The following is a 23122-nucleotide window of genomic DNA, read 5'->3' as shown; positions in this document are numbered from 1 at the left end:
AGGTCAAGTGACGAAAAACATTCAGGCCGCGATTACTCAGGCCTGAATGTCACGCGCTATTAATTGATTCTGAATCTCCGCGTTAATGGTTTTTCGATTTCGACAATTAAAAACATCACGAAGCCAATGATCAGAGTAATAATCCAGTAACGTAACGGTAGCGCGGTGGTACCAAACAGCAGTTGCATAAAGGGCGCGTAAATAATCAGCAATTGCAGGACCAGAAGCACGCCGCTAACAATCCAGATGCCTTTATTCATCAGCAAACCTTTGCTGAGTGAGAAACCGTCAGATACACGGCAGTTCAGCATATAGAACCATTGCGCTGTCACCAGCGTTTGTAATAACACCGTACGAATAAATTCCGGCGAATAGCCGCGCGGTTGCAGCCAGGCTTCCAGTACGAAGGCGCTGATGGCGATCATCGAACCAACAAAAATCACGCGCCAGATGGCGAAACCATCCATCACATGCAGTTTGGGATCGCGCGGTGGACGACGCATGATGTTAGGTTCACCCGCTTCAAACGCCAGGCCGAAAGAGAGCGTGGCGGAGGTCGCCATGTTCATCCACAGAATCAATACCGGTGTCAGCGGAATTAAGTTACCCGCCAGCAAGGCAATGATGATCAGTAAGCCCTGTGCGAGGTTGGTTGGCATGATGAACAAAATGGTCTTTTTCAGGTTGTCATACACTCGCCGCCCTTCACGCACCGCGCTGGCAATGGTGGCGAAGTTATCGTCCGTCAGCACCATATCAGCCGCTTCTTTGGTCACTTCGGTGCCTTTGATCCCCATGGCGATACCGACATCCGCCTGCTTCAGCGCAGGCGCATCGTTAACGCCATCGCCGGTCATCCCGACCACTTCTTTCTTGCTCTGTAGCGCCTGTACCAAACGGAACTTATCTTCCGGGCTGGTACGGGCAAAGATGTCGTAGGCCTGCGCCGCCTCGCCGAGTTGATGATCATCCATCACCTCCAATTCGCGTCCGGTGATGGCGGTGCTGGCGTTGCCGATCCCCAGCATCTGCCCAATACTCATCGCGGTTTGCGGATGGTCGCCGGTGATCATCTTGACGCGAATGCCGGCTTGCAAACAGTCGCCAATCGCAGTGATGGCTTCGGGTCGCGGCGGATCCATCATCCCGGCGATGCCGAGCAATATCATGCCCTGCTGCAGATCCTGATGCGTCAGTTCACTTTGCCCTGGCGTGGCCGGTTTCCAGGCCGCCGCCACCATGCGTAATCCCTCGCGCGCATACTCTTCAATTTTGGCTTCCCACCACGCCAGATCGATCGGTTGCAGCCCGGCTTCGGTTTGCTGCTGCTGGCAATGTCTGAACAGCACGTCCGGCGCGCCGGTCAGTAACACGCACTCTTCATCGCCGATCAGATAGTGCGTCGACATGTATTTGTATTGCGAATCAAAGGGGATTTTATTGCGCAGTTCGGTGGTCACTGAGGGTAATTGCCCTTTGGCGGCCAGCACCTTGAGCGCGCCTTCGGTCGGGCCGCCGGTGATTTTCCACAGACCGCTTTCATCTTTGATCAGCTGGCTGTCGTTACACAGATCAATGGTGCGCAGATAGCGCTCCAGTATCGAACCCTGCGCCACTTTCACCGGAACCGCGTCATCGGCTTTATGGATGGCGCCGACCGGTTCATAGCTGACGCCATCAACGCGGTAAATTTGATCGGCGGTGATAATCGCTTTCACCGTCATTTCATTCATGGTTAGCGTGCCGGTTTTATCCGAGCAAATCACCGTCATCGCGCCCAGCGTTTCCACGGTCGGCAGTTTGCGGATGATCGCCTGCTGCTTCGCCATGGTTTGCACGCCAAGCGACAGAATGATCGAGATAATCGCCGGTAACCCTTCAGGAACCGATGCCACGGCGAGGCTGATCAGTGACAGCATCAGCTCGGAAACCGGCATGTCGCGGAACAGCAAACTGAAGACAAACAGCGCGGCCATCATCGCCAGGATGATCAGGAAAATCGCCTTGCCGAGCTTATCCATCTGCACCAACAGCGGCGTGCGATGCTTTTCGATATCGGACATCATCTGGTTGATGTGGCCAAGTTCCGTGGCGCCGCCGGTGGCGATCACCAGCCCTTTACCGCCGCCCGAACTCACGGTGGTGCCTGAGAACAGCAGATTGGTGCGGTCGCCGAGCGGCAGCTCGCCGGTCAACGCGTCCGTGCCCTTCTCAACCACGGTGGATTCGCCGGTCAGAATCGCTTCTTCAACGCGCAGGTTATGCGCCTCAATCACGCGCAAGTCCGCCGGGATGCGGTCGCCGGCGCGGATCACCACCACATCACCCGGCACCAGCGCGGTGGTCGGCAGCGTTTCGTGATTACCCGCGCGGATCACCACCGTTTCGCTGGAGAGCATATTGCGAATACTTTGCAGGGATTTTTCCGCGTTGCTCTCCTGAATGTGTCCAATCAGGGCATTCACCACCGCAACGCCGAGGATCACCAGCGTATCGACCCAGTGTCCCATTACGGCAGTCAGCAGCGCGGCGGCGAGCAGAACATAGATGAGAACATCGTTAAAGTGGGCGAGAAAACGCAGCCAAACCGGCTTGCCGGGTTTCTGTGGCAGGGCATTTTCCCCGTACTGTGTTAAGCGCGCCGCCGCTTCAGCACTACTGATTCCCTCGCTGGAACTTTGCGTACTGGCCAGCGTTTCATCGACAGAAAGTTGGTAATAGGTACTTTCCGGTTTAGCAGTATTCATCGCTTTCTCCTCAAATCCTGTTTCGGAAATCAAGGCGGTGATATCCCGTGATTAACAAGTCGCCATTGAACGAAAAGATCAGACCTGACTTACTCAGCTAGAGAAGTGGTCCGTTTCAGATTGAAATATATGTAATTAATCGCTGCTCAGCGGCAGTGGAGCAGCCGTATTATCTATACGAATTTGAAAGTATTTTGAAAAATGAACGCTATAAACGTAGCACAGGGATATTCAACACATTCATTTTGCAATAAAAGTCGCGAGGCGGAACGCAATTATCTCATCAGACTAATCCGATCACGGAGAATAATAAAAATATAGTGTGATAATTCATAAGGCTGGGCGTTTTTAATCAAATAATGAGGTTGCTTTACGCAAGTATTTTATTCTGCATTTGCGGTGTTTAAATCTCTACATTTGAAATGACATGAATTTAAATGCTATTTATTTCATCAAAAATATTACAAGCTATCTGCCTTTACTTTTTTTGACATCTGCGTCTATGCTCATCGATAACAAAAACATCCCGTTAATACTTCTCACCTTTTAGGGCGATGGCGCAGTTTTTCTGTGGTCATGGTTAATGGAGGCAACGATGTATGGTTATAGCCTGCTCCGTCTGAGTCTTTATGTTGTCATTGCAATTGTTACCTGCTCCGCCGTAGGACTATTCACTTACGCGGTTGTTTCTATGCTTGGTAATTAAATTATCCACTCAAATAATGCCAACAATGGATTCGTTGTTGCTGAGGATAAAACAGTGACTCGTTATATTACGCTGGTTGCCATTGTTATATTTATAACAACTGGTTGCGATCAAAAAACACAAGAAGTCACGCCACCGCCGCGCATGGTTAAAGTCGTTGAGGTTATGGCTTCCGGCGAATCTCAACAACGCATCTTCCCGGCACGCATTGAGTCCGGCGACTCCACCGATTTGTCGTTTAAACGTGCTGGACAGATTGAATCGCTGGATATTCGCCAGGGCAATCGCATTGAGCAGGGCCAGCTCATAGCCAGGTTAACGGCGCGTGAAGCACAGCAGCGCGTCAATGAACGCCAAACCGCCGCCACTCTCGCCCAACGGCAATTTGACCGCTTCCAGACGCTTTCCGGTCGTCAGGCGATTTCAAAGGCAGAAATGGACGTGCAGCGTGCCAACCGCGATGCGGCGAATGCTGCGCTACAAATTGCCCGTGAAGAGTTAAGCCAAATGACGCTGACTGCGCCGTTCACTGGCGTGGCTGCCGTCGTCAACGTTCGCAACCATCAGGTGGTTGCCGCCGGACAGACCATCGCCACGTTGACCCGCAACGATCTGCTCGACGTGGTGTTCAGCGTGCCGGAAAACCTGTTTACCGCGCTGGATATGCGCAATCTGAGCTATCGTCCGGTGGTGCGCATCAACTCGCTGCCGGACCGCGAATTCCAGGCCGATTACAAAGAGCACACCAACAGCAGTAACACCAACTCGCTGACCTGGCAGATCATTTTAACCATGCCGCGTCCGGACGATTTCCCGGCGGTGGGCGGCGTCAGTGGCACGGTGACGATTAACCTCGCCAATCTGCCCGCCAACGTGAACCGCGAATCGCTGGTGGTGCCGGTGGAAGCGGTGTTCAATCCCGATAACAGCCAGCGCAATCAACCGCATGTTTGGGTGGTGCAAGGCAGCGGCGATCAGCTGACGTTAGAGGATCGTAAAGTCAGCGTCGGTGAAGTGACGGATCGCGGCGTGGTGATCACCGCCGGGCTGCATGCCGGTGAGCGCGTGGTCGCCGCTGGCGTCAACGAGTTGCATGCTCAACAACCGGTACGCATCTGGACGCGTGAGCGGGGGCTGTAATGGATATCTCCCGGCAGTTTATCGATAATCCGGTCCGCGTCTGGCTGGCGATTCTGTTACTGGGCGTCGGCGGCATTTTTGCTCTGCTTAATATTGGTCGTCTGGAAGATCCGGCGTTTACCATTAAAACGGCGGTGGTTGTCACCCACTATCCCGGCGCGTCTGCTCAGCAGGTGGAAGAGGAAGTCACTTTACCACTGGAAAATGCGCTGCAGCAGTTGCCTTATCTCGACAATGTCAGCTCCATCTCGTCCAACGGCCTGTCGCAGATTACAGTGAACATTGACTCGCGTTACCACTCAAACCAGTTGCCGCAAATCTGGGATGAACTGCGGCGCAGAGTCGGCGATGCGGCGCGTTTCTTTCCGCCCGGCGTGGCCGCACCGTTCGTTAATGATGATTTTGGCGATGTGTTTGGTTTCTTCTTCGCCATTTCGGGCGACAACTTCAGCAATCCGGAACTGGTGCAATACGCAGAACAGCTGCGTCGTGAACTGGTGCTGGTGCCGGGCGTGGGTAAAGTGGCGCTGGGCGGCGTGATCCCGCAGCAAATTAATATCGATGTTTCACTGACGATGATGGCCGCGCGCGGCATTTCGCTGCCGCAACTCGCCAGCGTGCTAAGCCGCCTCAACGTGGTCTCCAATGCGGGCGATATCAAAGCCGGCACAGAATCGATCCGTCTGCACCCGACCGGCGAGTTTCAGAACATCGAGGAGTTAGGCGACTTGCTGGTCAGTGCGCCGGGCGATCACGCCACCACCCGCTTGCGCGATATTGCTACGCTGTCGCGCGGGTTAAGTGAATCGCCTTCCAGCATTTACCACGCCAGCGGACGTCCGGCGGTCACCATGGGCATTTCGTTTATTCCCGGCGTGAATGTGATTGATGTCGGGCGCGCGCTGGAGGCCAAACTGCAGCAGATGTCGGCAGAAAAACCGGCGGGCATCCAGATCAATGTGTTCTACGATCAGGCAGCGGAAGTGGCGCACTCGGTTAACGGCTTTATTGCTAACTTCCTGATGGCGCTGGCGATTGTGGTTGGCGTGTTGCTGATTTTTATGGGCGTGCGCAGCGGCATTATCATTGCGCTGTCGCTGGCGTTAAATGTGCTGGGCACGCTGCTGATCATGTATTTGTGCGGCATTGAGTTGCAGCGCATCTCGCTGGGTGCGCTGATTATTGCGCTTAGCATGCTGGTGGATAATGCGATTGTGATTGTCGAAGGCGTGCTGATCGCGCGTCAGCAAAATTCGCCGCTGATGACCACCATCAACTTTGTCATTCGCCGCACCGCCTTCCCGCTGCTGGGCGCGACCATTATCGCCATTCTGGCGTTTGCGCCGATTGGTCTATCGCAGGATTCCACCGGCGAATACTGTAAGTCGCTGTTCCAGGTATTGCTGATTTCCCTGCTGCTGAGCTGGTTCTCGGCGCTGACCATCACGCCGGTGCTGATAAAATGGTGGCTTTTTAAAGCACAGGCAGCCACTAAAGTTGAGGCTGAGATTTCACCTTACGGCGGCGGTTTTTATCGTCTCTATCAGCGCATGCTCAAGGTGTTGCTCAGGCAAAAAACTGTCACGCTTGCGCTGATGGCGGTGCTGCTGGCGCTGGCGATTTGGGGCTTCGGATCGGTACGGCAAAACTTTTTCCCTTCGGCTAATACGCCAATCTTCTTCGTCGATCTCTGGCTGCCGTACGGCACCGACATCAACGCCACAGAGCAGATGGCCAGCGACATTGAAAAATCGATCACCGGGCAGCAAGGCGTGGTGTCCACCGTCACCACCATCGGCCAGGGCAGCATGCGCTTTATCCTCACCTACAATGGGCAGCGTCAGTACAGCAATTATGCGCAGATCATGGTGCGCATGGACGATCAGCGCAATATCGCCGCGCTGTCACACCGTATTGATGCCTACATTGTGCGCCAGTATCCGCAGGTCAACGCTAGCACCAAACGGGTGATGTTTGGCCCTTCGGGCGGCAGCGCAATTGAGGTGCGGATTAAAGGTCCCGATCCCGACAGAATGCGCCTGATCGCTAGCCAGGTTGGCGACATCCTCACCGCCGATCCCGCCACTGACACCGTGCGCAATGACTGGCAAAACCGCAGCAAGGTGATTCGCCCGCAGTTCAATCTGGCGCTGGGCCGCGAGCTGGGCGTCGATAAACAGGACGTGGATAACGCGCTGGAGATGAATTTCACCGGCAGCCGCGTTGGGCTGTACCGTGAAGGCGCTGACCTGCTGCCGGTGATCGTGCGGCCGCCAGCCAGTGAGCGCCAGGATGCCAATCATCTCAATAACGTGTTGGTATGGAGCCAGAGCCAGCAGCAGTACATCCCGCTCAGCAACGTGGTAAGCGGCTTTACGCTGCAATGGGAAGATCCGCTGATTCTGCGCCGCGATCGCAGCCGCGTGCTCACCGTGCAAACCGACCCGAATCCGCTCAGTAACGATACGTCCGGCGATATTGTGGCGCGCGTGAAGCCGCAGATTGAACAAATTCCGCTGCCGCACGGCTACAGCATTGAGTGGGGCGGCGATGCGGAGAGCTCCAGTGAAGCGCAGCAAGGCGTGTTTACCTCGCTGCCGCTGGGTTATCTGGTGATGTTCGTGATCACCGTGCTGATGTTCAGCTCGCTGAAAAATGCCGTCGCCATCTGGCTGACGGTTCCGCTGGCGCTGATTGGCGTGACGCCGGGCTTTTTGATCACCGGGATTCCGTTCGGCTTTATGGCGTTAATCGGCCTGCTGAGTCTGAGCGGCATGCTGATTCGTAACGGCATCGTGCTGGTTGAAGAGATCGAACAGCAGAAGCTGTTAAAGCCGCAGGCTGAAGCGATCATCTACGCCGCCACTTCGCGTCTGCGCCCTATTCTGCTCACCGCCTTTACCACCGTGCTCGGGCTGGCGCCGCTGCTGCGCGATGTGTTCTTCCAGAGCATGGCGGTGGTGATCATGTTTGGTCTTGGCTTTGCCACGGTGCTAACGCTGCTGGTGCTGCCGGTGATTTACGCCTGCTTCCATCGTCAACAGGTGGCGACTGCATCATGAATGTGACCGGCCTCAACGTGATTAAAACGCTGGGATGTATGACGGCGGTGACGTTTTTTACCGTGTATAACACCTGGGATCGCTACGATTACGATTATCACTGGATTCTGGCATTTCTGACCTTTATCTCCACCATCGCCACGCCGCTGTTTTTTGTCGTCGCCGGGATTATGGATGCCCGTTCCGAGCAGGACGTAAACTGGCAGATGGGCAAGATTCGTAATCTGGTGATCGTGTTTCTGTTCTGGATGACGGTCTATTATCTGTGGGAACCTTATCAGCGCGGCTACCTGATTCAGCCGTGGTTCGTCTTCTCTTTCATTATCATCTACAGCTTTCACCCGCTGATGCTGTGGCTCAGCCAGCATCGGCGCGCGTTTATTGGGCTGGTGTTTGCGCTGCTAGCGTTCTCGTATGGCTACGATTTGCTGGCGGTGCTGCATCCGGACGATCCGCTGTTCCGGCTTGAGCCGCAGTATCGGCTCTGGACCTGGCTGCTGTTTTATTTAACCGGCCAGCTGCTGTGCGATCCGCTGATTAATGACTGGATGGAGCGTAAAAAGGTGGCGCGCGGCGCGGTGATCGCCCTGCCCTTTATCTACCTGTTTACCTGGTTTTATGAGCAGCACTTCTTTTTTGCGCTATTCAAAGCCGATCGCAACGCCTTTATTCTCACCGGCTCGCAGATCTATCTGCTGGTGGTGGTGCTGGTGATCGCCGCCAGTCAGGTGCGCTTTCGCCGCAATGCGCTGGTTAAAGAGACCATTCTGGCGACCATCAGCAAAACCATGACCGGCGTTTATATCCTGCACTACTCGGTTTTCCATCTGCTCACCGCGCTGATTCCGATCACCTCGCTGGCCACCAAACTGACGCTGATAGCCGTGACCTTTGCCGCTTCGGTGCTGCTCTCCAAACTGATCCTCGCCAGCGGCTGGCTGAAAAAAGTTATAACGCTTTAAAGCAAGTCGGCAGATTGGGCTGACTGCTGCAATCAATGCGCCCTTTTATTTTCAGCATCATGTAATCAAAAAACGGATTGGAAGTGTTGCGCATCAGCGTATCCAGCCCAACGATCAGGCTGGCGGTTTCACCGCGCAGCGAGATGGTACCGAAGCTAATGCCATAGCGATTCTTCTCCGTTGGCTCGCGGCCATACAGCGAGTCGCTGAGCGGGAACGGCACGGCAACGTGCGATAACGAATAGGTATCCTGCGGCCAGGCTTCATGCATCGAACGCACGATCTCTTGCGTCTGATCGGCTGGCGTCATGCGCGCCACGGTTTGATAAGTGGTCGGTGATGCGTTGGTGATCACCGTTGAGGCATAGCGGCGCGGCGCAGGCGGCAACAAATCATTGACCGCCGAATAGAGCGCTGGCCTGAACAGCGCGCGTAAGTTCGCAGCCTGATTGACGTCGAACATCACCAGTTCACTGCCGTTATCCGGTAAATAGCGATAGAACGCATTGACCACCGCGCGGGTGCTGACGGTGGAATCCAGCACCGACTGGAAAGTCAGCACTGGCGGAAACGCCGTCATGGTGCCGCCGCGAATCACATGCAGCAGCTGATCCTGCATCGCCTGAGTCAGCAGCCACGATTGACGCGCCGCGCGCACCGGAAACGAGTTGTACTTAAAGGGATTGTACTCCGGGATGATGCTCAGCCACGCCGCTTTGGCGAAGCCAGGAATGATGGCCGGCCAGCCGGCTAATCCGGCAAAACGCGCATAAGCGGTGACGCCAATCATCGGCGACAGCAATACCAACTGTTGCGGCTTGCGTAGCGCGTTGTTCTGCAGCGTATCAAGGCTGTATTTCACCGCCAGCGCACCGCCGTTCGAGTATCCAACCAGATGCAAAGGCACCTTGCTGCCCGCCAGGCGCGTCGCTTCCCGCACCGCTAAGCGGGTTGCTGCCATCCACATTTGCCAGTCAACTTTGGTAAGCGAACCGGGCGCCGTGCCGTGTCCCGGCAGTCGCGGCACCACCGCCACAAAACCCTTTTGCTGATATGCCTGCGCCAGATAGCGCATGCTGTAGGGCGAATCGGTTAATCCATGCAGCAGCACCACCGCACCTTTCACGTCGCCCTCGGGTTCGAGGATGTAAGAACGGTTCCAGTCGGTATTAAATCGCGCCGGATAAACCGGGCTTTGCGCGTTGAAGCGATTGAGTGCCGTTCTCTCATCGTCACTGAGTTGATCGGTCACGTTGATTTTCATGTCGTGGAAAATGGCCGCTTCGCGCGTCAGATAATCCGCGAAGCTGGCGCGATCGATCTCATCCACCGACATTTCATCCGCCGACCACGTATGCCAGCGATGCAGTGGCGGCCCTTGTTCGGATTGATAACCGCGGATCACCAGGAACATCACCAGCAAAACCAGCAAACCTAAAGCAATGCGCTTAAGGACTTTGCTGATGCGGTCTTTGTGCAACGCGTTGGCGGAATCAGAAGGCATAGCGTACCCAGGCGAACAGCACGTTACCGTTGTTGTACGTGCCGGGAATGTAAGTGAACTGCACGTTGAAACGTTTGTAACCGGCGGAGAACAGCGGCAAAACAATCGGCAGCGGCACGTAATTGGCGAAGTCATCGCGCGCGGTAATCCCGGCGGTTAACCCAAGTCCAAGACGGAAATCTTGTGATTGATCCAGATACCAGCCTTTCTCCCAACCATAACCCACGATCGGCTGCCATTTGTTATGGGAATCTTTAAACGCCATGGCATAGAGCGCGCTCCAGTTGCCGTCTTCGTTAATGCGCGAGACGCCAAACCCGCCGCCCCACGGCGTTTCATTGTAGTTATCGGTTTTCTCTTTATCGTAGGCGAAGCGGGCATGCCAGCTGATGAAAGGCAGATAGAGATCGTAATACTGCGGTTCCTGCCAGGTTTGTGAAACGTCCTGCTTTAGCCACTCCCAGCCATCGCTGAGCGAGTTGGCCGCCGTGGCGGGACAGACAAACAGGGCCAGAGTAAGCAACCAGGCCGCCTGAAGAGTTCGCATCATGTATGCCTCTGAAATTCACCGCCACGAAAAGGAGTGGAAAAGCTGATGTGCTCAAAAGGCAGATCAAGCCACTTAACCGGTTAGATTATAGTTGCTTGTTATTGCTATAGGAAATGACCTGAAAGGGCTAATGATGCATCGCACATTTTTAAAAATGTCGGATGAGACTAAGAAGCCCGGTATGGAGTTCTTCGTTTTTTATCAGAACGGTACACACTTAATCACCTAATTCTCGTCAGTTAAACGTCTTTCGGTCACCATAAATGGCGCCCCTACAAAGGACTGGCGCGTTTTTCGTAGGGTGCGCATTCATGCGCACCTGCATACATATGCAAATTAATGGTTAACTGAGCGGCATTACCTTTTGCAACGGCTAAGCCAGTATATTTCTGCGTCTTTAGAAACAGAAGCGTGCGGTCTATTCTGAATATTCAGTGTGGTTTCTAATTTCAAAAATAAGCCATTTAAAAAATAACGTGTTGATAAGCCGCTGAAATAGTTATACCACTTATTCTAATATAAGATTAATGAGCTAGCTGACAGTTCCATGCTGATATCAACCAACCGAAAGTGATGGCTTTCACATCTGTTGATTCATATTTTCACAATCCTTACATTGTTTCTTATATTCTTCTGCGTGGATAACGCCTCATGAATTTCCGCACCGATATTAATGGGCTACGCGCCTATGCTGTGATGCTGGTTATCCTCTATCACTTCGGATTCTCCAGCGTCAGCGGGGGTTTCCTCGGTGTGGACGTGTTCTTTGTCATCTCCGGGTACTTAATGACGGGGATAATTCTGACGCGTCTCAATAAGCAGAACTTCTCCTTATTGGGATTTTATGCTGCGCGCTGTCGCCGCATTATCCCGCCGTTGATGGTGCTGTGCCTGATATTAATGCTGGTAGGCTACTTCCTTATGCCGCCGGATGAATATAAGAAAATGGCGGAGCATGCCGTCTCCAGCCTGAGTTTTATTTCCAATGTAGTCTATTTCAAACAGGGCGGTTATTTTGAAACCGGCTCGGTATATAAATGGCTGCTGCATACCTGGTCATTAAGCGTTGAGTGGCAGTTCTATTTGCTGTTACCGCTGGCGTTGATGTTCACAGCACGTTTCCTGCGCCAGCATTTTGCCTGGGCGATGGGCATCGCAGCGCTGCTTTCATTTGGGCTGGTGCTGGCAATGGTGGCAACCAACTTTCACCTCACCGCAACCTATTATCTGCTGCCAACCCGTGCGTGGGAGATGCTGGCAGGCGGATTGGTATATCTGGCGCCAAGATCGGCGCTCAGTGGTCAACGCGCGGTTCCGCTGCTAGGCATTATTGGGCTGATTGTCTGTGCGCTGTGGTTTGATGAAAGCACCGCCTGGCCCGGCATCATGACGCTGATTCCAGTGTTGCTGACCGCAATGATCATCCACGCCAACGTGCAGAACAGCATCTGGTTCAACAACCGGATTGTGCAGCACATCGGTAAAACCTCGTATTCGATCTATCTGTGGCATTGGCCGCTGTGGGTGTTTTGGCATCTGGCCGATTGGCCGATCACGCTGATTAGCCAGGCGATGCTGATTCTGCTGTCACTCGCCGCCGGTTGGGCTTCATATGTGCTGGTAGAGAACAAACACGGCTGGCTGAGTGGCAAAACCTACGTGACGCTGGGACAAACCGCGTTGGTGCTGCTGATGGGCGTGCTGATCGTGGCAAAAGCAGGATTTCCCTCGCGCGCGCCGCAAGTGGTCGCCAGCATCAAACAGTATTCACTGGAGCGATTTGTGCGCGGCGAAAACTGCTTTGTGTTCAGTGGCACCACGTCTCCGCAATGCGTTTTCGGCAATGCCAGCCAGGTTAATCTGGTGGTATTGGGCGATAGCCACGCCGCCGCGATGTTGTCTTCGATTGTCGGCAGCGCCAGAGCGGAGGATTCAGTGGTGTTTATCGCGCAATCCGGATGCCCATCTGTACCGGATATCCATCGCAGTGCCAGCCCCGATTGCGGCGACTTTGTGAAGAATGCCATCGCGGATATTGAACGGAAATATCCCCATGCGTCGGTGCTGATTATTAATCGCTTATCCTTCTATCTACATGGCGATTATGCCAGCGGCAGCAATACGCCTAAATACTCATTTATCAATGACGTAAGCTCCATCGCCGCCTATCAGCAGCATTTCGGTGCGGCGGTGAAACAGCTCGCCACGCATCGTCGCGTGTTTATTATGACGCCGGTTCCTGAGTTCGGTTACGACGTGATCTATCGCATGTCGCGCGATGCAATGCGCGGCAAAGCGCTGGCGATTCAGCAGACGCGCGCAGAATATCAATCTCACAATCAGGAGACGCTGGCGATGCTCAACAACATCGCGGCTCAATCGCCAAATGTCGCCCTGCTCGATGCGACCCAGGGATTTTGCGACAACAACTTCTGCTACGGTGCCAAAGATGATGTGCCGCTGTATCGCGACGATAATCATCTTTCCGAAGTGGGGAATAAAAACCTGAACGGCGTGTTTGGTGGCATGTGGAAAATGATCGACAGAATTTAGCAGCCGTTCAGCCATCCAGGTCTTTAAACGGTTAAAATAATTAAACTTATTCGTTGCTAAATTATTACCGCTATGTCTTAATGCATCACCGGTTTGGAACACAGACCTTATGAAAGCAGTTTTAGTAAAGCAGTCCTCAGTTCAAGTGTTATCCACAGATATCCTTCTTCGAGAGCCTCCTCCTAAGTGCCCAATAAGTAAATCTTTCACTTCAGGCCAAATTCGCCGCAATTTAGTGGCTCATCAAATAAGGAATTATCTATGTCTAACAAAATGACTGGTTTAGTAAAATGGTTTAACTCTGATAAAGGTTTTGGCTTTATCACTCCAAACGATGGCAGCAAGGATGTATTCGTCCATTTCTCTGCTATCCAGAGCGACAACTACAAAACTCTTGATGAAGGTCAGCAAGTTTCCTTCACCATTGAAAATGGCGCCAAAGGCCCAGCAGCGGGCAACGTAACTCCGCTGTAAGTCGCGCTCATTATCCGCGACGCTTACAATAGCGATGAAGACAATAGTCTGAGCAGATAAGAACCGCTGATAATAAAAGAAACCCGCTTAGTGCGGGTTTTTTTGTTGTCTAAAGTTTAAAAAAGAAGGAAATAACATGCTCATACCAGATTTGATTTTTACACGTCCGGTATTTCAACCGTCATTTCAATTATGAGTCGTCCGCTGTTTGTTTCACTGGATGGGCCTAAGGGCGTCGGTAAAACCACACTGTTGGAAGCCATTACGAAAGAACTCAGGGCCGATAACATCAAAGTGATCCGACTTAGCGAGAAAAACAGCGATCCCTACAGAAAAGAAACAATGGCCCTTGTGAACCGACTCGCCAGAAATCCATCCCGGGATTTAGAGTTGGAAGTTTGTGAGCGCTTTGCTGATAGCCGTGCATGGATTTCCCAACATGCGCTGACTAAACAGCCACCGGAAAGCATAATTTTAATGGATCGCTGGTACCCGTCGGAAGCCGCGTTTCGCCGGATGGTTCCCTTTGCAGAGATTTTACAGCTCAACATTGAACGAAACGTGCAAACGCCGGACCTGCATGTCGGGGTTGTTACCGCGCCTGACATTTCATGGGCAAGGGCCGCGGCCAGAACGCGTGGGCTAAGTAGTACGGTGATTCATCAGTTGGAAGAACATGTTGCTTGTACCCAGGCATTCGAGCGAGCCGTTACAGAACACGGCTGGGTTATATGCCGTAATGAAGGAACAATCGAACAGGCAACGAAGCAGGTTATTACTGAGATTTACAGATTGCCTGGATGCCCTTTAGGCATCAGTTCTGCTGGATCCCGCCAGTAATTACAGCAATCTCTTGGTGGGAACGAACTACCAGCGTTGAACAGCAAACCACTCCACCAGCCACTCCGTTAACGCACTGATCTTCGCTGACTGCAATTGGCTCGAAGGTTTCATCAACCAGACACCGTCTTCCCCTATCGCCTGCCAATCCGTTAGCACCGGCACTAACGTCCCTTCTGCCAGTTCTTTTTGCACCAGCCAGTTGGCAGCCAGCGCTACGCCCATGCCAGATTGAGCGGCCAGTATCAACGCATCCATCTCATCACTTTCATAACGTGTTTGCACCGGAACCGCTATCTGCTGGCCCTCTTTTTCCAGTCGCCACTCTGGCCAACTGTGCATTGGTGTGAATCCCAGACAATCGTGCTTACGCAGGTCCTGTGGATGCGTGAGCGCTGAATGGTGATCCAGATATGACGGCGCAACGCACAATATGCGGCTGGTATCTGCCAGCTTTCGCGCAATAAGCCGGTTATCCGTGAGGACACCAATGCGGATAGCCATATCGAAATTGTCACCGAGTAAATCGACGTAACGATCGCTGCAGTGCAGCACAATGCGAATATCGGGATAAGCCTTTAAAAAGCCCGGCAGCGCTTGGGCGACCCAGCGTCGCCCAAAAGATGCGGGCACCGTTAAGCGAATCGTCCCCGCTGGACGTGCTGCCAAAGCGCGGGCTTCCTCTTCAGCTTCACGCAGCAGTTCGTCTGCCAGTTCAATTTTTTGCCGATAGCGCCGGCCCTCTTCCGTCGGTCGAATGCGACGCGTAGTGCGTTCAATCAAGCGAATCCCTAACCGTTTCTCTAACGCAGCGATACGACGGGAAATTACTGAAACATCACGACCCAACGCACGGGCACCCGCGCTAAAACTGCCCGCACGCACTACCGCTAAAAAGGCTTCGCGTTGGCGAAAATCGTCATCTTGCATTATTGCACCCCGCGCAACGGTCATTTGGTTTTGGCATGCATTATAGCGTCTGTTTTACCGCACACTGACTGCACTTAGTAAACAGGAGAACGTTATGCAAGCCATTCAGTTAACTGCACCAACAATCGACAGCCTAAATATCTGCGAATTACCGCGCCCACAACCTAACTATGGTGAGGTGGTGATTCGGCAACATGCCGTCAGCCTTAACTACCTTGATTTGGCACTGGCTACAGGTAAGTTCGGCGCCATTGCACAGCCGCTTATTCCAGGTGCAGACAGCGCTGGAGAGATTGTCGAATTGGGTGCGGGCGTGAGCAGTTGGCAAATCGGCGATCGCGTGGTGCCGGGCATGATGTACCGCTGGCATGCGGGTGCGTTAGGCCCCGATCATCATCACGCATTGCGTGGCGTTACGGCTAATGGTGGGCTGGCGGAATACGCTGTTGTCCCCGCCGAGTCGCTAGTGCGTATCCCTGATTTTCTTACCTGGCTGCAAGCCGCGACTTTACCTATCGCCGCCACGACGGCCTGGAACGCCATCGTGCGCGCTAAAATTCAGCCCGGCAGTACGGTTTTGCTGCTCGGCACCGGGGGTGTAAGTCTATTTGCGCTGCAATACGCCAAAGCGGCGGGCGCACGGGTGATTATTCTGTCCTCTTCCAACGAGAAACTGGCCAGAGTGAAAGCTCTGGGCGCGGATGAAGGGATTAACTATCGCGAACAGCCCGATTGGGATCAACAGGTGCTCAAGTTGACGAATAATCATGGCGCAGATCTGGTGCTGGAATCGGTGGGCGCCTCGACCTTTGCCAAATCAATTAATGCCGCCGCCTACAACGGAACCATATTTGTGATTGGCTTTATTGGCGGTGAAGAGCTTAACGTGCCGGTGCTGCCGATTATGCAGAAGATGTTAAATATCGTCGGTAATAATACCGGCTCGACGTCCGATCTGCGCGCGGCAGTCCGGGCGATTGAGACCAGCGAGATCCAACCAGAAATTGACCGTGTTTTTGCCTTTGCTGACACTCAGGAAGCGTATCGTTACCTGCAATCCGCCGGGCATGTCGGGAAAGTGGTGATTGATTTGAATACTTGAGTCTTATGGAACTGTTGCCGCTCCTTTAGGCAATCATCCAGGTGCGCATAAATGCGCACCCTACGAAAATCCCGCCATATAACCGTTAATGCTGACTTCAGGCAGTGGTATTAATATTGCGCCCGATTGCCGGATTTGCCGGCAACTGAGGAATCGAATCCAAAATACCTGCCGCCATCGTTTGCTGATTATCCAGCGTCTTCTTCAATACCAGCGTACTGATTTTATTCGCCAGTTCCATGTTATCAAGGCCGGTAGCCAGTGATGTAATTTGTGATACATCCATCTTGCTCTCCTGATTAATACGAATATTGAGTAGCTAAAAAGCCAGAAACAGTTATCGGCAATTTGGCGTAAAGCTTTAACTGCGCCATCCCTCACGAATGCTTGCGCTGCCTCAACGCATAGGCCAGCACCACCACAAAACACACTAACGGCAAGCTGTACGCCACGGCAGTGGTGACGTGGTCAGAAATCAGCCCCATGAAATAGGGCATGATCGCGCCGCCGACAATCGCCATGATCATAAATGAGCTGGCCTGTTTGGTTGATTCGCCAAGATTTTTAACGCCCATGGCAAAGATGGTTGGGAACATGGTGGACATAAAGAAGAAGATGGCGATCAATGCAACCACGGAGACATCGCCCGCGCCCAGCATCACAACCGCGCACAGCACGATGTTGATCAGCGCGTAAGCCGCCAGCATCGCTGCCGGTTTCACTCGTCCCAATAACCAGGTTGAGAAGAAACGTCCGAGCATAAAGCAGATCATCGCAACCGAAAGCATATAAGCCGCGCTTTGGTTGGTGACGCCGTGCCAGTGCTCGGTAGCGTAGTTAATAAAGAAGGCGCCAACGCCAACCTGCGCGGCAACATAAAAGAACTGCGCAATTACGCCGCCGACAAAATGTTTTTGCTGCCATAAAGTAGCGCCGGGCTGCTGAATATGTTGGCTGGCGGATTCACGAATATCGGGCAACGCGGTGCGTTTAAATAACAGCGCGATGGCAATAACTACGCATGCAATCACCACATAAGTTATTTTGACACTGTCCTGCGCGGCATCCTGGCTGGCCTGTGTAAAGAACAGCGAGCCGCCAATCATCGGTCCAACAAACTGTCCTAACCCGTTAAAGGATTGCGCCAGATTGAGACGACGTTCCGCGCCGTTGGGATCGCCCAGCACCGTGGCATACGGGTTCGCGGCGGTTTCGAGACAGCCCAGTCCGCACGCCAGCACGAACAACGCAAACAGGAATACCGAGAAGTTATTGACCATCGCCGCCGGCACAAACAGCAGCGCACCAATCGCATACAACGATAATCCCGCCAATATTCCGGCTTTATAACCGTGACGCTGCATAAAATAACCGGCCGGCAGCGCGACAATAAAATAGGCACCGAAATAAGCCGCCTGTAATAATCCCGATTGTGCTTTGGTGACGTTTAACGTTTCCTGAAAGTGTTTATTCAGCACATCCAGCAGGCCGTATGACACGCCCCACATAAAAAACAGGGTGGTAATTAGCATGAACGCCCAGCGCAGGCTAATAGTTCCCCTGACGCCCATATTTTCAGGCGTCTCGACGCGTTGTGTAGACATGGTTATATCCTCGTAGGGTACAGTCGGTAAGTGTTGTTATTGGTCCTGCAAAGAGAATATTCGCGCCATCGCCACCCATTTTTCCCCTTCGGGCGTCCAGGGCGTTGGCTGTTGGAACTGCCACATCAGCGCTTCCCAGCGCTGAATATGCGGATCCTGTTCAGATGCCTGAGCAAAATCCTGCGTGTTAAAGCGATCGTTCACCTCCATCAGCATAAAAAGTCGGGTGCCAAGCCGGTAAATCTCCATATTTTCGATGCCGTGCTGGCGCAAATGCTGCGCCACTTCCGGCCAGATGCGCTGATGCAGGCGCTGGTATTCGGCGATCTTCTCCGCCTCGTCCACCAGATCCAGCGCCAGACAATAACGCCCGGTTGCGCCACTCATAACAGCGCCCGATCGAGATGCAGATAGCCGCCATCGACGCTTAGCCACTCGCCGGTGGTGTGCGAAGCGCGCGACGACAGCAAAAACACCACCGTGTTAGCGATCTCTTGCGGCGTGGTCATGCGTTGGCCGAGCGGAATACGCTGGGTGATTTTCTCCAGTTCGGATTGCGGATCGGCGAAGGTGCCGATCCAGCGTTCATACAGCGGCGTCATCACTTCGGCGGGAACCACGGCGTTGACCCGCACGCCGCTGTGTCGCAGTGATACCGCCCACTCGCGCGTTAGTGACAGAATCGCCCCTTTCGCCGCGCAGTAGCCGCTGGTGCCGCCCTGCCCGCTCAGCGCGGTTTTGGACGCAATATTGACGATCGAGCCACGGCTGTTTTCCAGCGCTTGCTGGCAGAAATGCGTCATCTGGTAATAGTGGATGAGGTTCTTTTCCAGCGAGGAGACAAAGGCGCTGCGTCCCGCTTCCAGCCCAACGCCATCGTTGACGCCAGCGTTATTCACCAAACCGTCGATGCGACCAAACTGCTGCTGCACGGCTTCCACCGCACGCTGGCAGTTCTGCTCATCACAGAGATCGGCGATCAGCACTTCGGTTTGTGGCTGCAGTGCGCGCAGCGCGGCCAGCCACATCTCATCTGGTTGTGCGTTGCTGACGATGACGGGAATCGCGCCCTCTTCCGCCAGCAGACGTGAGATGGCGGCACCAATGCCCGATCCGCCGCCGGTGACGATAATCACTTTATCCTGCAAAAACAGATTCATTCTTCTCTCCTGTCAGGCTGTAAACCTGCGCGGCGGTTTTGCCCCAAATAGCGGCCTGTTCATCGGAGGACAGCTCCGCTAGCGCATCGTCAACTAACTGCACCACCGCGTGATATTCTGCTGCCAGCAGGCAAACTGGCCAGTCTGAACCAAACATCAGACGATGCGGACCAAAACGCGCCAGCGCCTCATCGATAAAGGGCCGCAGCTGCGCGCTGCTCCACTGACCGTGCGGTGCTTCGGTGACCAGTCCGGACAATTTGCACACCACGTGCGGCATCGCGGCCAGTTCTGCAACCTGCTCGCCCCAAGCCTGTGCGCCGCGCGCAATATCTGGTTTTCCCAGGTGATCTAGCACCAGCCAGTGTCGGTCGTGCTGCGCGGCAAAGCGCGTGGCATCCGCCAGATGTCGCCAGGTCACCAGCATTTCCCACACGTAATCTCGCCGCTGAATCTGAGTGATGCCGGTTGTCACGCGAGGTTGCTGCAGCCATGCGGCGGGATCCTGTTCATCCTGCACCTGATGACGAAAACCGCGCAGCAACGGATGCTGCAATGCCGTCAATTGCTCCGCCAAATCCGCGGCGGTGACGTCGATCCAGCCAATCACCTGCGTTGCCGGTTGTTGCTGCGCCCATTGCAACAGCTGCTGCGTCTCCGTCACACACTGCCGCGCCTGCACCGCAATCGAACCCTGCAGCTGACGTTGCTCCAGCAGCGGCGCGAGATCGTCCGGCAAAAAATCCTGTTGCAGTCGCGTCATTGAATCGGTGATCCACGGAAAGTCCGCCGCGTCGTAGCGCCAGAAATGTTGATGGGCGTCGATTCGCACGTCAGCCTCCCTGCGCGCGATAGCGGTATTGCTCACGCGAAGCGGGATACATTTCGATTGAGAAGCCGGGCGCGGTGGGCGGCATATAGGCCGCGCCGCGGATTTCGCACGGATTAAGGAAATGTTCGTGCAGATGATCGACGTACTCGATGACCCGACCTTCATGGCTGCCGGCAATACAAACAAAGTCGATCATCGACAGATGCTGAACGTATTCGCACAACCCAACGCCGCCCGCATGCGGACACACCGGCAGCTGGTATTTCGCTGCCATCAGCATCACCGCCAGCACTTCATTCACGCCGCCGAGGCGACAGGCATCGATCTGCACCACGTCAATCGCCTCGCGCATAATCAGCTGCTTAAAGATGATGCGGTTCTGGCACATTTCGCCGGTTGCCACTTTAACCGGCGCAACGCCCTGACGAATTTTGCGATGCCCTTCAATATCGTCCGGGCTGGTAGGTTCTTCGATAAACCACGGCCGCGCGAACGCCAGCTGTTGTACCCAATCCACCGCGTCATTCACTTCCCAAACCTGGTTGGCATCGATCATCAGTTGGCGATCCGGCCCGAGCACTTCGCGCGCTATGCGCACGCGGCGAATATCATCTTCGAGGTCACGCCCCACTTTCAGCTTGATGTGGGAGAACCCGGCATCGACCGCCTGCTGGCACAGACGGCGCAGTTTCTCGTCGTCGTAGCCAAGCCAGCCCGCCGAGGTGGTGTAGCAAGGATATCCGTGCTGCTCGAGCTGGCGGATGCGCTCCGCTTTTCCTGCCTGCTGCGCCGTCAGCAAAGCCAGTGCTTCGTCCGGCGTGATGCAGTCGGTGAGATAACGGAAATCGATGCAGCGTACCAGTTCCTGCGGCGACATATCGGCCACCAGCCGCCACAGCGGCTTCTCTTCTGATTTCGCCCATAAATCCCATACCGCGTTGACCACCGCGCCGGTCGCCAGATGAATCGCGCCTTTATCCGGGCCGATCCAGCGTAGCTGGCTGTCGCTGGTGATATCGCGCCAGAATTGCCCCATATCGGCGGTAATCGACTCTAGCTGACGGCCGACGATCAGGTGCTCAAGTGCACGTATTGCGGCACAGCAAATCTCATTGCCGCGCCCGATGGTAAAGGTCAAACCGTGACCGCTGATCGCCGCGTTATCCGTCTCGATGATGACGTAAGCGGCGGAATAATCGGGGTCTGGATTCATCGCATCCGAACCATCGAGGTGTTGCGAAGTGGGAAAACGGATATCTTCCACGCGCAGTGCCGTAAGTTTGGTCATTATTCGCTGCCCTCGGTGATTTGACGCTGCTCGCCCACCCCGGCGATGCCCAACCTGATCACTTGCCCCGCACGCAGATAGACTGGCGGTTTCTGTCCCATGCCGACGCCTGGCGGTGTGCCGGTGGAGATGATGTCGCCTGGCTGCAAACTCATAAAACGGCTGAGGTAGCTGATGATGTGCGCGACCGAAAAGATCATGGTGCGCGTGTTACCGTTTTGATAGCGCTTGCCGTCAACCTCCAGCCACAGATCGAGCTGCTGCGGATCGGCAATCTCATCGGCGGTCACTAGCCAGGGACCGATCGGGCCAAAGGTGTCGCAGCCTTTGCCTTTATCCCAGGTGCCGCCGCGTTCGATCTGATATTCACGTTCCGAGACGTCGTTAACCACGCAGTAACCCGCGACATGCGACAGCGCATCCTCTTCCGCGATGTAGCTGCCGCCTTTGCCAATCACCACGCCCAGTTCCACTTCCCAGTCAGTTTTCACCGAGCCGCGCGGAATACGCACTGCATCATTCGGCCCCACAACCGCGCTGGTCCATTTGCCAAACACTACCGGCTCCTGCGGGATGGCGGCGCCGGTTTCGGCTGCATGATCGGCATAGTTCAGGCCGATACAGATGAACTTGCCAATCTGTCCGACGCAGGCACCAATGCGCGGCTGGCCGCTGATTTTCGGCAGTTCGCTGAGCGGCAGCTGGCGCAGTCTCTCCAGCGCGGAGGGCAGCAGCGCATCGCCCGCCAAATCATTGATGAAGTGCGACAAATCGCGCAATTCGCCCTGCTCATCCAGCATTGCCGGACGCTCTTTACCCGGTTCGCCGACACGTAATAATTTCATTCTTCCACTCCTGTTAGTTGCTCCAGCCGCCATCGATAATCTGTGCGGTGCCGGTGGTATAGGCGCTGGCATCGGAAGCCAGATAGGCCGCCAGATAAGCGATCTCTTCTGTGGTGCCGATACGGCCAATCGGTTGACGCGCGACAAAGGCGTTATAAACATCGGTTTCGCTGCGCCCTTCCGCCTGCGCCTGCGCGGCAATGCGCTGACGCAGCGACGGTGAATCGATGGTGCCGGGGCAAATGGCGTTGCAGCGGATGCCTTCGCCAATGTAATCCGCCGCCACCGAACGCGTCAGGCCAATCACTGCGGCTTTGGTGGCGCTGTAGGCGAAGCGATTAACCACGCCTTTCACACTCGATGCCACCGATGACATGTTGATGATCGATCCTTTTTGCTGTTGCAGCATCGCGGGCAGAAACGCCTGGATCATGCGAAACATCGCCGTGACATTGAGGTCGAGCGCGAACTGCCACTCCTTTTCGCTGCATTCCAGCAGGCTGCCGCTGTGGACCACGCCAGCACAGTTGAACAGCACATCCAGCGTACCGAGCTCCTGCGCCGCCGCGCTAATCGCCTCGCGGTCGGTGACATCCAGCTGATAAGCGCGAATGCCTGGTAAATCATGCAGCGCAGCAATGTTGATATCGCTGGCAATAACATCTGCGCCTTGCTGAGCAAAGTAGCGCGCGCTGGCTAAACCAATGCCTTGTCCGGCAGCGGTTATCAGCACACGTTTTCCATGTAAATTCATTGCATTTCCTCTGGTCCAAAGATCTAATGGTCAGGCCATTGAAAGTAGATTTCTTCCCAGCGTGAGAGC

Annotated in this window: 19 protein-coding genes; 7 read left to right on the top strand and 12 right to left on the bottom strand. The window is 54.4% G+C overall.

The genetic code is table 11. The features are described 5' to 3' along the window. Window positions 1-59: 59 nt before the first annotated feature. Entirely contained in the window at window positions 60-2747 is a 2688-nt protein-coding gene (locus NR302_RS20105) for a cation-transporting P-type ATPase (protein ID WP_258145596.1), read from the bottom strand. A 760-nt stretch (window positions 2748-3507) separates the two neighbouring features. Between NR302_RS20105 and NR302_RS20100 the strand changes: the two genes are divergently transcribed. The 3 genes from NR302_RS20100 to NR302_RS20090 are packed head-to-tail and all read left to right on the top strand — an operon-like array spanning window position 3508 to window position 8617. Continuing rightward, window positions 3508-4593 carry an efflux RND transporter periplasmic adaptor subunit gene (locus NR302_RS20100; RefSeq protein WP_258145595.1) on the top strand — a complete coding sequence of 362 codons (1086 nt, stop codon included), beginning with the start codon at window positions 3508-3510 and terminating at the stop codon, window positions 4591-4593. Continuing rightward, window positions 4593-7655 (top strand): efflux RND transporter permease subunit, encoded by a 3063-nt coding sequence (locus tag NR302_RS20095; protein WP_258145594.1) that lies wholly within the window; start codon window positions 4593-4595, stop codon window positions 7653-7655. The genes NR302_RS20100 and NR302_RS20095 overlap by 1 nt, the downstream gene beginning before the upstream one ends. Continuing rightward, the gene (locus NR302_RS20090) at window positions 7652-8617 is read left to right on the top strand and encodes an acyltransferase (RefSeq protein WP_008110604.1); all 966 of its coding nucleotides are present in this window, start codon (window positions 7652-7654) and stop codon (window positions 8615-8617) included. The genes NR302_RS20095 and NR302_RS20090 overlap by 4 nt, the downstream gene beginning before the upstream one ends. On the opposite strand, the gene NR302_RS20085 is transcribed toward NR302_RS20090, so the two are convergent. Next, entirely contained in the window at window positions 8604-10121 is a 1518-nt protein-coding gene (locus NR302_RS20085; RefSeq protein WP_258145593.1) for a carboxylesterase, read from the bottom strand. The two genes, NR302_RS20090 and NR302_RS20085, sit on opposite strands and share 14 nt — an antisense overlap. After that, window positions 10111-10668: a lipid IV(A) palmitoyltransferase PagP gene (gene pagP, locus NR302_RS20080; protein WP_374990665.1), complete on the bottom strand. Its 558-nt coding sequence runs from the start codon at window positions 10666-10668 to the stop codon at window positions 10111-10113. Before pagP ends, NR302_RS20085 begins: the two co-directional genes overlap by 11 nt. A 654-nt stretch (window positions 10669-11322) precedes the next feature. Between pagP and NR302_RS20075 the strand changes: the two genes are divergently transcribed. The 3 genes from NR302_RS20075 to NR302_RS20065 all read left to right on the top strand — a co-directional run bounded on the left by NR302_RS20075 (window position 11323) and on the right by NR302_RS20065 (window position 14538). Next, window positions 11323-13224, top strand: a complete 1902-nt coding sequence (locus NR302_RS20075; protein ID WP_258145591.1) for an acyltransferase family protein — start codon at window positions 11323-11325, stop codon at window positions 13222-13224. A 261-nt stretch (window positions 13225-13485) separates the two neighbouring features. After that, a complete protein-coding gene (gene cspA, locus NR302_RS20070) occupies window positions 13486-13698 on the top strand; it encodes an RNA chaperone/antiterminator CspA (protein ID WP_007885867.1) in 213 nt (70 codons plus the stop codon). A 192-nt stretch (window positions 13699-13890) separates the two neighbouring features. After that, a complete protein-coding gene (locus NR302_RS20065; RefSeq protein WP_258145590.1) occupies window positions 13891-14538 on the top strand; it encodes a dTMP kinase in 648 nt (215 codons plus the stop codon). Window positions 14539-14565: 27 nt separating this feature from the next. Here NR302_RS20065 and NR302_RS20060 read toward each other — a convergent pair whose 3' ends face one another. Continuing rightward, window positions 14566-15468, bottom strand: a complete 903-nt coding sequence (locus tag NR302_RS20060) for a LysR family transcriptional regulator (protein WP_258145589.1) — start codon at window positions 15466-15468, stop codon at window positions 14566-14568. A gap of 94 nt (window positions 15469-15562) precedes the next feature. Between NR302_RS20060 and NR302_RS20055 the strand changes: the two genes are divergently transcribed. Continuing rightward, window positions 15563-16570: an NAD(P)-dependent alcohol dehydrogenase gene (locus NR302_RS20055; protein ID WP_258145588.1), complete on the top strand. Its 1008-nt coding sequence runs from the start codon at window positions 15563-15565 to the stop codon at window positions 16568-16570. A gap of 97 nt (window positions 16571-16667) precedes the next feature. Here NR302_RS20055 and NR302_RS20050 read toward each other — a convergent pair whose 3' ends face one another. The 8 genes from NR302_RS20050 to NR302_RS20015 all read right to left on the bottom strand — a co-directional run bounded on the left by NR302_RS20050 (window position 16668) and on the right by NR302_RS20015 (window position 23053). Then, window positions 16668-16856: a YjfB family protein gene (locus NR302_RS20050; protein WP_008110591.1), complete on the bottom strand. Its 189-nt coding sequence runs from the start codon at window positions 16854-16856 to the stop codon at window positions 16668-16670. A gap of 91 nt (window positions 16857-16947) precedes the next feature. Further along, window positions 16948-18174: an L-fucose:H+ symporter permease gene (gene fucP / locus NR302_RS20045; RefSeq protein ID WP_258145587.1), complete on the bottom strand. Its 1227-nt coding sequence runs from the start codon at window positions 18172-18174 to the stop codon at window positions 16948-16950. A gap of 36 nt (window positions 18175-18210) precedes the next feature. Then, entirely contained in the window at window positions 18211-18561 is a 351-nt protein-coding gene (locus NR302_RS20040) for an L-rhamnose mutarotase (protein WP_154182695.1), read from the bottom strand. Then, the gene (locus NR302_RS20035; RefSeq protein WP_258145586.1) at window positions 18558-19334 is read right to left on the bottom strand and encodes an SDR family oxidoreductase; all 777 of its coding nucleotides are present in this window, start codon (window positions 19332-19334) and stop codon (window positions 18558-18560) included. Before NR302_RS20035 ends, NR302_RS20040 begins: the two co-directional genes overlap by 4 nt. Then, window positions 19312-20166, bottom strand: a complete 855-nt coding sequence (locus NR302_RS20030; RefSeq protein ID WP_258145584.1) for an amidohydrolase — start codon at window positions 20164-20166, stop codon at window positions 19312-19314. The genes NR302_RS20035 and NR302_RS20030 overlap by 23 nt, the downstream gene beginning before the upstream one ends. A gap of 1 nt (window position 20167) precedes the next feature. Then, entirely contained in the window at window positions 20168-21454 is a 1287-nt protein-coding gene (locus NR302_RS20025; protein WP_258145582.1) for an L-fuconate dehydratase, read from the bottom strand. Then, window positions 21454-22299, bottom strand: a complete 846-nt coding sequence (locus NR302_RS20020; protein WP_258145581.1) for a fumarylacetoacetate hydrolase family protein — start codon at window positions 22297-22299, stop codon at window positions 21454-21456. Before NR302_RS20020 ends, NR302_RS20025 begins: the two co-directional genes overlap by 1 nt. A 13-nt stretch (window positions 22300-22312) precedes the next feature. Continuing rightward, window positions 22313-23053 carry an SDR family oxidoreductase gene (locus NR302_RS20015; RefSeq protein WP_258145580.1) on the bottom strand — a complete coding sequence of 247 codons (741 nt, stop codon included), beginning with the start codon at window positions 23051-23053 and terminating at the stop codon, window positions 22313-22315. Window positions 23054-23122 lie beyond the last annotated feature (69 nt).

This window comes from Pantoea sp. SOD02, from assembly GCF_024707505.1.
Classification (GTDB): domain Bacteria; phylum Pseudomonadota; class Gammaproteobacteria; order Enterobacterales; family Enterobacteriaceae; genus Pantoea; species Pantoea symbiotica.
The sequence above is the reverse complement of the archived record's forward strand: the minus strand, read 5'-3'. Positions and strand labels throughout refer to the sequence as shown.

What these genes read in the sequence shown, in the direction of transcription:
- NR302_RS20065 (WP_258145590.1), top strand. Translation starts at nt 13,891, where the DNA reads ATGAGTCGTCCGCTGTTTGTTTCACTGGATGGGCCTAAGGGCGTCGGT.
- NR302_RS20105 (WP_258145596.1), bottom strand. Translation starts at nt 2,747, where the DNA reads ATGAATACTGCTAAACCGGAAAGTACCTATTACCAACTTTCTGTCGAT.
- NR302_RS20020 (WP_258145581.1), bottom strand. Translation starts at nt 22,299, where the DNA reads ATGAAATTATTACGTGTCGGCGAACCGGGTAAAGAGCGTCCGGCAATG.
- NR302_RS20055 (WP_258145588.1), top strand. Translation starts at nt 15,563, where the DNA reads ATGCAAGCCATTCAGTTAACTGCACCAACAATCGACAGCCTAAATATC.
- NR302_RS20075 (WP_258145591.1), top strand. Translation starts at nt 11,323, where the DNA reads ATGAATTTCCGCACCGATATTAATGGGCTACGCGCCTATGCTGTGATG.
- NR302_RS20050 (WP_008110591.1), bottom strand. Translation starts at nt 16,856, where the DNA reads ATGGATGTATCACAAATTACATCACTGGCTACCGGCCTTGATAACATG.
- cspA (WP_007885867.1), top strand. Translation starts at nt 13,486, where the DNA reads ATGTCTAACAAAATGACTGGTTTAGTAAAATGGTTTAACTCTGATAAA.
- NR302_RS20040 (WP_154182695.1), bottom strand. Translation starts at nt 18,561, where the DNA reads ATGAGTGGCGCAACCGGGCGTTATTGTCTGGCGCTGGATCTGGTGGAC.
- pagP (WP_374990665.1), bottom strand. Translation starts at nt 10,668, where the DNA reads ATGCGAACTCTTCAGGCGGCCTGGTTGCTTACTCTGGCCCTGTTTGTC.
- fucP (WP_258145587.1), bottom strand. Translation starts at nt 18,174, where the DNA reads ATGTCTACACAACGCGTCGAGACGCCTGAAAATATGGGCGTCAGGGGA.
- NR302_RS20090 (WP_008110604.1), top strand. Translation starts at nt 7,652, where the DNA reads ATGAATGTGACCGGCCTCAACGTGATTAAAACGCTGGGATGTATGACG.
- NR302_RS20015 (WP_258145580.1), bottom strand. Translation starts at nt 23,053, where the DNA reads ATGAATTTACATGGAAAACGTGTGCTGATAACCGCTGCCGGACAAGGC.
- NR302_RS20025 (WP_258145582.1), bottom strand. Translation starts at nt 21,454, where the DNA reads ATGACCAAACTTACGGCACTGCGCGTGGAAGATATCCGTTTTCCCACT.
- NR302_RS20085 (WP_258145593.1), bottom strand. Translation starts at nt 10,121, where the DNA reads ATGCCTTCTGATTCCGCCAACGCGTTGCACAAAGACCGCATCAGCAAA.
- NR302_RS20095 (WP_258145594.1), top strand. Translation starts at nt 4,593, where the DNA reads ATGGATATCTCCCGGCAGTTTATCGATAATCCGGTCCGCGTCTGGCTG.
- NR302_RS20060 (WP_258145589.1), bottom strand. Translation starts at nt 15,468, where the DNA reads ATGCAAGATGACGATTTTCGCCAACGCGAAGCCTTTTTAGCGGTAGTG.
- NR302_RS20035 (WP_258145586.1), bottom strand. Translation starts at nt 19,334, where the DNA reads ATGAATCTGTTTTTGCAGGATAAAGTGATTATCGTCACCGGCGGCGGA.